Source organism: Sphingorhabdus sp. Alg239-R122 (genome assembly GCF_900537065.1).
In the GTDB taxonomy this organism is placed as follows: domain Bacteria; phylum Pseudomonadota; class Alphaproteobacteria; order Sphingomonadales; family Sphingomonadaceae; genus Alg239-R122.
This window is the reverse complement of the sequence record NZ_UNRC01000020.1, coordinates 1-8,531: the sequence shown is the minus strand read 5'-3', so window position 1 is coordinate 8,531 and position 8,531 is coordinate 1. Positions and strand designations below refer to the sequence as shown.

Genomic DNA, 8,531 nt, shown 5'->3' with positions numbered 1-8,531 from the left:
GTTCAAATTCAGTATCTGCATTTGCTGCTTCCCTGAATTTTTTGGTAGTCTCCAAAAACTCACCTTGAACTTTGATGAGTTCATCATCATCGGAAAAATCTTCGGGAAGCACAGAATACCAACGATATCTTTGAAAAACTCTTTGTTCGGTTTTCTGTCGCTCATCAAATGGCATAACGGCAACGATTTGCGTCAGGGTTTCAATGACTCTGAGAGAGTCTTGAAGAATCATAGAAAATAAATCTCTTCTAGAATGAAGTTCATGAGAGGTTCGAGTTGCTTGAAAAAGAGCATTCAATATGGGCGCGCGTTCTGTCGGAGTTGAGCACTGTTTCAACAGGCTCTCTAGCAACGCAATTGTACGTGACCGAATGGATTGTAAAGTTTGGGAAGCGACCACACTTCCGCGATGGAGTGTTACAACATCGGCTCCCCAAGTGGTGCCACTTATTTCCGACCCAAGGATGCAACTCGAAATTTCCGCGATGAGTGAAATGTTTCTTGATTGCTCTTCAAGTTGAATTGCATTCAGTTGATCGATAAGAATTTCTTGGACAACGGGTCCTGCTGATTTCCAGACCTCCAAGTCATGCTTCGCTAGTGTTTCAGCCAGTTCTAAGACGGGCTTTCTTTCTTCATCTGTCTCAACCAGCCTGTAGAGAGCTAATATCGTCTCAAACGTCAGCGTAACGTCTATGTAGCGATAAGGTTTGATGGTCTCAGAGATTTTGCTCAAGATGTCAGAAAACGACTGGCCGGGGAAATTCCCAAAAGGTGTTTCGTTTTCCTTTTGCGGAACCGTTTTGGCAACTTGCGCTGCGTCAACCAACTTTTCCAATATATCACGCCACACCCCGGGAATGTCATCGTAAAATGGAAGAACATTCTCGGTGAAGGTTTCCAGCGCATCTGCTCTTACGTTGTTATCTGAAGCATCCAAAATTGCCTGCAACGCATCGCCATCCAACAACTTCTTGCCTTCTAGCAATCGGTCGAAGTCGTGCAGAACACGATCAAACTCGTAACCGGCAGGGATGAGGTATCTCTTAGCAATTTTTGCGAGGCGCTCTTCGATTCGTTCGATTGCTTTGGCACCAAAATCGTCCAGCTTAGGTTTCTTATAGATCGTATCGTGGGCGGTGGCCGCCCAACTATGATTGAGTATAGTCTGAACCTGTAATTCGCATTTCAAATCTGCAAAGGATATGTATTCAGCCAGTTCAGCTCGAGAGGCTTTCAACTTGAGGACATAGTGATTGGCCATATAGAGGTCTGCACCGTTTGAGAGCTCCCTACTCGGATGATGCAGCTTCCTCTCAATCACCTCAAAGTTTTCTTCGACAATGCCAGAATCCAAAAACCTACTGACATCACTATTGGAGTAGAAAATTGCTCTGCAGCCAGCGAGGTCCTTAACCTCAGCCGCGACATCTACGTTTTCTGAGAACCCATATTTGGCCAGCTTGTCTACTAGCGATTGGACATCTTTGGCCCTAGATTGCACTTGTTGCAGATTAAATGTCTCGGTTTGCCGTATCGCTGATTCTAAGATTGAGGCAACCTGTGCCGCAAATGCAGCATAACGTTCGCGGTGTTCCTTTTCATATTCGTTTAGTTTCATCACTCAATCCAGCTGAGGCGAAGGTCAATCGCCTCTATTCACTACTTGAAATTTTAAACTCCCCACCGTTTTCGGAAATGGCAATACACAGTTTAGCTGCAAGAGTTTCGATCGTATTTTCTATAGTATCTCTGAGCATCCAATCCTCTACATTAGCATGATTGTCCAACAGCCAATCTAGGGCACCTCTATCTCCATAAGCAGCCATTGCAGAAACCGCTTGCGAAGCCACGTTGTATTTCTGGGATTTCGCAAGGATATTGATGAACGATTTGGGCAGCAACGGTGTTCTACGTCGCACCTCATGTATTGCGTTACTTAGATCGTTACCCAGATCGTTTTTTTGATACCATTGTGGATCATCTGGATCACTGATGTTGAATACCATCGCATCAAGCTCCAATGCTGCTCGTTCAGAACCAAGCCGAGATGCCGATCTCAGTACATTCAATCTCTGAATGTTGGAAAGGTCGTTTCGTTTGCTCCAGTCTTCAACTAGTTCGGACCAGCAAGATATTCCGGGGTGTGGTGGAGCAAATTCCAAAACACCGCCAAATCCGTGATCCATTTCAAAAATGTGGAGCATTCCGGTGGTGACAGAACTAGCTACACGTTCAACTTCTTTTGCATCTGTAACCCGTTTTCTTGCTAAATCGGCAGCTTTTTCGGCAAGGATTCGATTTGGGAAATGTCCAAAAAGCGCAATAGTAGTCGCAACATGATCGATTGGGATATCATCGAAGCTGTCAATAAGCAGTTCAAATGCCCTGCGATCACCATGCCTAGCTTCAAAAAGATTCAGCACGGTAGCTAGCTCAGGATCAATATTACCATCTCGCAAGCAACTTTGTGAGAACCGCCGTCTAGTCTCTTTTTCGGGAATGATCGTTGCAATTCCGCTGAGAAGTTCCGTTTTGCGTTCTGTCGATATTTTTGGATCGCACAGAATTTGTTGCAAAAAGTTGTCTCGATCAGGGTGAAGTCCAATCAGTTCCTTGATTTCGTAATGCTGGTTCCAATCGTCTGCAGACAATCCTTCTTCGATCAATGATATGGCCTCATCGTGAAGTGGATGCCCAGCTAACACATACGCGCGAGCTCGAGTTTTATTCGTTACGTTTTTACTGCGAGCAAGTCGCAAAGCCGCTTCTTTCGAAACACTGGAAGAAGAGAAATTGGATAAGATAGACGACTTATCATCAATTTTGTTGCTGCTAAGGTCGTCTCCATTCAGATACTTGTTGATGAATTCGATTGCTTCATCACCAGCAGCATTTAACGCAGGCTTCAGGCTATGGTAGATTAGAAAGCGATCATCAACCTTTAACAGACTCTTGAGTACGCTGAGAGTTAGGTTCAAGTTTTGGGCATTGGAAACGATTTCGCCCGCTCCATTCTCAATTAACCAGCTATGGTGTAGAGCTCGTCGAAGAGTCTTTGATAGTGGATTTGCAAAAGCGTCTGCTATGAGTTGGCCAACACGTTCACGTGACCTCGAAGGAGCGTGAATCCAATACTTGGTGAGGCGTTCTCCGACATCAGCTCTGAGAACTTTTGAAACTTTAGCTCCATTCGCTATGCAATGACCAACCAGTCTGAGACCGGTGCAAAAAGCGTCGTCAGGACGACAAAGCATTTCCTTTATTGTTGGCGTTGGCCGAGCATGCTTTTCGATGGCAAACTGGATAACTTGCGCCCATGGTCTTTGGATAGCGTCATCAATCCGTTCTGTGAGGCTATCAGAATGTTCCTTAACCAAATGGCAGGCTGCCAAGTATTCTTGCACGATGGGATAAGGAAATTGCAGCCGAATTGCGCTCTGGCGCCGCAGTATACCATTCGCTGTTAGCCGTTCCAAAAGAATGTCAGACTCTGAAGACGATCCAGCTACTCGATCTATGATCTGTCGGACGTCATGGACGCTTGCACCGAGTTCTTGAAGCTGAAGCTGTTCGAAAGCCAATATTTCAGCAATCTCGCGAAGGGAGGTTGCTCTATCAGTTATATCACCAGTAATTTTGTATTCGGCAGGCGCAAAAAGAGTCGATAGATAATTTTCTATCAATTCCGCTCGTGTGAAGTTTTTGGCATCGCCAATATCTGTGGTTCCGAGAAACATAGCAAGGAAAAGTGGAATTCTGCAGAGACGGTGTAACTCTGGATACAGTTCTAGTCGGCGAACAAAACGCCATCCATCCATTCCACCAACATAACTTTTTGTAGCGTCAGCAAATCGTGCAATGTCATTGTCGTTCAACTGTAACAGCTCGACAATATTTGCTTCAATTGGCCCTGTTAGCACCGATGGGTCTCTTACGGTAAGAATCCACGGTGAGCGGGGATAACGAGCTGAGTACTTTGATATCTTGTCGAGAATAATCGGACGCAGATTTGACGGGACTTCATCTAGACCATCAAGAAGCAGCACAAGCAATCCTTGTTCCGCAAGCCTGCGCCAATCTGCACCAATATCTAGATCACGGCCGATATGGTTTGAAAGAAAACCTACAATGCTTTCATCGCTTGCAGCGAAAGAGGCAAGAGGAATCGATATCGGCACATAGGGCCCGGATACCAGATTCCCAGCTATGGCAGTCAGTAGAGCCGACTTCCCATATCCCGGCCCAGCTACAATTATTAGTTTATTCAGCATCTGTGACGGAAAAGACTTTAGATCAATATTGGCAGTAGGTTGCTCTTCCCAGCGATCTATCTTCTCATCTTCAAAATCAGCTGGGCGATTGCGCTCATATTCACTCACCCTTGGCCAAACGAACAGATCATCCGTAGAACCGGATATGTTAGTGCCGGGAATTTGAATTTTCGAAAGCCTCGATACCGTCTCTCTATAAGTTACTATGCCCCACTCGGACGGCTCGGCGATTTCAATCCCGAATTCCAACATGAGTTTTCGTCGCAAAGGTGGAGCAAAAATTGTAGCTCTTCTCCGGGCGCTTCCGCCAACAATATCTCGTAGCGCTGCTAACAGTTTTGTTGGAAATGCGCCTTCGTTTCGAAGCCGTTTTCGATTTATCTCATTCTCAATTTCACTTTCGTTAAGGTGCCAGACTGTTATTTTGCACAACAATTCAAACGCCAAGCCGGGGTCACCGATAAGGTCTGAAATATCAGCTAGAGCTTTCGTTTGTTTGATTGTTAGCCGTGCTAGAAACTCCTTTTTGTTCAAACTGGATGCTGCCTTTTTGCACAGTTCAGAGACGTCTCCGGTATAATTTGTCCTCTGGCCAATCACGATCCTTAGTTCGTCATCACCATTGAAATTCTTGCTGGCTGCCTGAGCAGCTAAATCCGACCACATCTTTCCCCAAGCCTTCGATTTTGAACGAAGATTTAGTTTCACATTATGATAGGCAAGGTGCTCGTCCGCATATCTTACTACAATATCATCAACATCTTCTGGCGCTTCAATTCGAACTTCTACAACCCTCTCCCTTGTTGGCTGCTGGGAAAGCTCCAAAAGATCGGCGAGAAAAAGCGCTGCTACACTATTCTGATAGAATATTCCCGCTTGTGTGGCTGCTCCGCCAGCTTCTGTCATAGTTGATGCCCATAAGTTTCAATTTTCCCTCTTCGAATGAATTCATAGGGAATATTTGTGTTTGCACCAAATCGTTGTAGAATAATACCGCTCTTGTGGAGATGGGCCGCTCCAGAATTAACACCATATCGGCATTGCCCTTAAGTTGGGGTACAAATGGGGGTATATTTTAGAAACCCTCAATAGAATGTATTGTATATCAATAAGTTGATGGTTCAATACGATGCTTCTTCTGGCACCAGATATTTATATAAATATCAGAAATAATTGAATTATTCTTTATATCGAAAATTTAGCCCACCTTTTGAACCACCTCAAAAACTGCGCTCTGATGGGCTAATATGTTCAACCATGTGCGACTCATTTTGACTCATAAGCCAATACCTATAGTCTGGCCGCACCCGGGTGTTTGTTAAACCCAGGGCATCGCGATGCTCTCCTATTATGGAGACATCGTGATGAGGATAGTCTCAAAGCGTCAACTAAAGGAGATGGTTCTTTATTCGCCGCAACATATCGCAAGCCTGGAAAAGGCAGGTAAATTCCCCAAGCGGGTGCAGCTAGGCCCGAACAGAGTGGGATGGGTTGAGGATGAAGTGCTGGACTGGCTTCAATCAAGGCTGAATTGCCGCGACTGACCTACCGGCACACCTTGTCTAGGAGCGGGGCGATCGGATGAAAGCCCGGTCACCCATTTTGGAAATAGACACCTCGGCGAATTCAACAACTAGTCGCTACCAAGTTGTTGTTCCAGCGATTGTCTCACCAACCCAATGACATATGGAAGTTCTTCGAGTGAAGACAACCGAACTTCAACATCACCATTGCCCCAGCGACCCAAATTGGAAACGTCTTTGCACATTTCACGAGGATCATCGATTTCAGAATATTTCATGTTAAGCGAGAGGCGCAATTGCTTCGCTTGAGGAACTACGTCTACGAAATTCGTTTCTGCCTTATAGGCCACGTACAGTTTCAGAAACTCTTCACTAACACATGGATCAAGACTTTCAACTTCTCGACGGAAGGCTTCAAACAAAGATTTTGATGGTTCACTCAATAGATGATGATGATCATCAATAGAATATTCCGTGAGATTAAATTTCTTCGGTTTATAGGCCTCCAAGATATCGTTATTCACGGTTGGCGCTGACCAAACATCACAAACCTTTGAAGCAAATTTGTTCGCTCTTGTCGTGATCGCATTTTCATCCCAGCTATCCGCTTCGCCTAGACCTTCGTTCAAACGAATGGGGCTTTCTTTGAAACCTCCCTTCATGTCACGTTTTTCTTGGAATGGGCGATCGCCATACTCCGAATTATATCCGGTTAGAGTTAGATTCCCCAGAGTATGCAAATAGGTTTCATGAACCCGCTCCCAGTCGTCGCCAAGATCGGTTTTCCACTTGGCCGACAGATTTTCACTTTGCGGCATTATATGTTCGATTGTGTACTCATTAACAGGGACGCGTTCTTTACGTCCATGATTTTCAAACCGACGAAGCCAATAGCTCCTGCTTCTGAAATTATAAAGGTCGCGCGTCTGGATGTCGCGCCGAAATTCTTCATCGCTGGGAAATCTACGATAAGATGGTAACAGCAAGAAGTGCGCTTTGATGCTCTCCAGATAACGATCCTTTTTCAGTGATTTTGTGAACGTCGCAAACGTCTTATTTAGAGAGTTGGTGGGAATCGCACAAATCGCTCGACGGAAAACATAAGATTCGATCAATCGAACTGTTTCTAGCAATTCATCCTTACTCAGTACTTCATTTGTATAGTCGTCGTACAATTCCATTAGGAACGGATAAGCGACCTCAACCTTCAGTTCGCGAAGATCGTCAAAGGCCAGTTTCAACTCAGGATCGGTTTCCGCTTTGAGCGCCATTTTGCAGTAATATTTCGCAAAGATGCGAATATCCTTTACCAGCCCTTCAATGCCCGCCGCTTCGACGTGAGGCGTTCTCGCATGGCCTTTGAAGGCGTCATACACATCCTGTAGTCGAGGTATTTCTCCCGTTTTTACAGTGAGATAATGCCGCATGAAGCTATCAAAATGGGCGTTGTAAGCTTCTTGCCCAAAATTCAGCTCCATGGGTCTCCAAAATTGCTCATATAAGCTTGATTGAAGGCCCGGTTCTAAGCCCATAAGTATAAAGTTTCGGATTAGATCAGCCTGACTTAATTCTCGACCTGTCGAATTCATACTTTCAAAAATGAGCTGAGGGTTATCCTGATCCCTGCTCAGCGCAATATCCACAACAACAAGTTTGGCGAGACCTTTGCATAGCTTTTCGAGATTATTCCCCATTCCAGCAATGAGTGATTGAAACAGCTCAAAGTTCTCCATGACACGCACGGACTTTTCGGAATGAAGTTCCTTCTGGCTGACAATTGAAGTTAGGCTGTCCTTGTCAGTCTGAGATAAAAGCAATTTAAAATGACGCTCTCCTTCCTCTTCTGGGTTGAGTAGATAATAGTTACGCAGTTTACGTGCTGAAAAGCCATCAATTGGCTCGTCTTCACTAATTGCTGCCGCCAAAGCTGCTAGCAATAATGTAACGGTGGTTAGTCTCTGCTGCCCGTCTATGACTAGCAAAGGGGCTTGATGCGAAACCTGCGATAGGCCATCCTCAATATAGACAATCGAGCCAATAAAATGGACAGAAATGGTATTGTCCGTCCCGGCTCGAATAATGTCCAACCAAAGCTGTCGACACTCCTTCTCGGTCCACGAGTAGGTCCGTTGATAAATTGGTATCACAAACTGCGGTGACTTCTTGAGGAATGCCAATAGGCTTGCTTCGGTGGCTTTCATTGTAATCTACTCCTTAAGCACACATGCGCTGCTTGCAGGGGTTATCGAGCAACTCATTATAACTTACCGACTGTATTGGAATTCAATTGAGCTTGTTTCCCGCCAACAAACCGGCAACTGGTATTTTGTTAGAATCATACTCGCTAACAGTTTAACTGGTCTGGCAATAAATGTAAGATGAGACGAATGTTTTTTCTCGATCAAATCATGAAATCACAACGCATGTATATTTTTTAGAAGAGATTACTCTGAGAAATACTGTGCTGCAGCAAAATTTTTTGCTTAACGGAAGATAAAAACTGTGTTATCTTTCTTGAAAATTAATAAGAGTCGCACTGAACTTTAACAATTCCATTATAGTTGGGGGCGAACACATGTGTGCTTTTGAAATTTCTGAAAATCGCGAAACTTCTCTTCCTACTTATATTTTAAAGGGGGATATTTAGATGCTTTGGTTGCATCTAATATTCTCCCTAGCCCTTGTTGGCTTCAATATTCCTATCCATAAAAATTCGACAAAGGAACTTACCTTC

At 44.6% G+C, this 8,531-nt stretch carries 3 protein-coding genes; all 3 read right to left on the bottom strand.

Going from position 1 to position 8,531, the window contains the following annotated elements; genetic code table 11:
* Positions 1-1,621 (bottom strand): RelA/SpoT domain-containing protein (locus tag G6Q15_RS12145; RefSeq protein ID WP_205518176.1); only part of this gene is annotated, 1,621 nt, incomplete at its 3' end.
* 34 nt (positions 1,622-1,655) lie between these two features.
* A complete protein-coding gene (locus G6Q15_RS12140) occupies positions 1,656-5,180 on the bottom strand; it encodes a hypothetical protein (RefSeq protein ID WP_164119191.1) in 3,525 nt (1,174 codons plus the stop codon).
* Positions 5,181-5,907: 727 nt separating this feature from the next.
* The gene (locus G6Q15_RS12130) at positions 5,908-7,998 is read right to left on the bottom strand and encodes a DUF262 domain-containing protein (RefSeq protein ID WP_164119189.1); all 2,091 of its coding nucleotides are present in this window, start codon (positions 7,996-7,998) and stop codon (positions 5,908-5,910) included.
* Positions 7,999-8,531 lie beyond the last annotated feature (533 nt).

Excerpts from the sequence above, each read along its gene's own strand:
- G6Q15_RS12140 (WP_164119191.1), bottom strand. The coding sequence starts at position 5,180 with ATGACAGAAGCTGGCGGAGCAGCCACACAAGCGGGAATATTCTATCAG.
- G6Q15_RS12130 (WP_164119189.1), bottom strand. The coding sequence starts at position 7,998 with ATGAAAGCCACCGAAGCAAGCCTATTGGCATTCCTCAAGAAGTCACCG.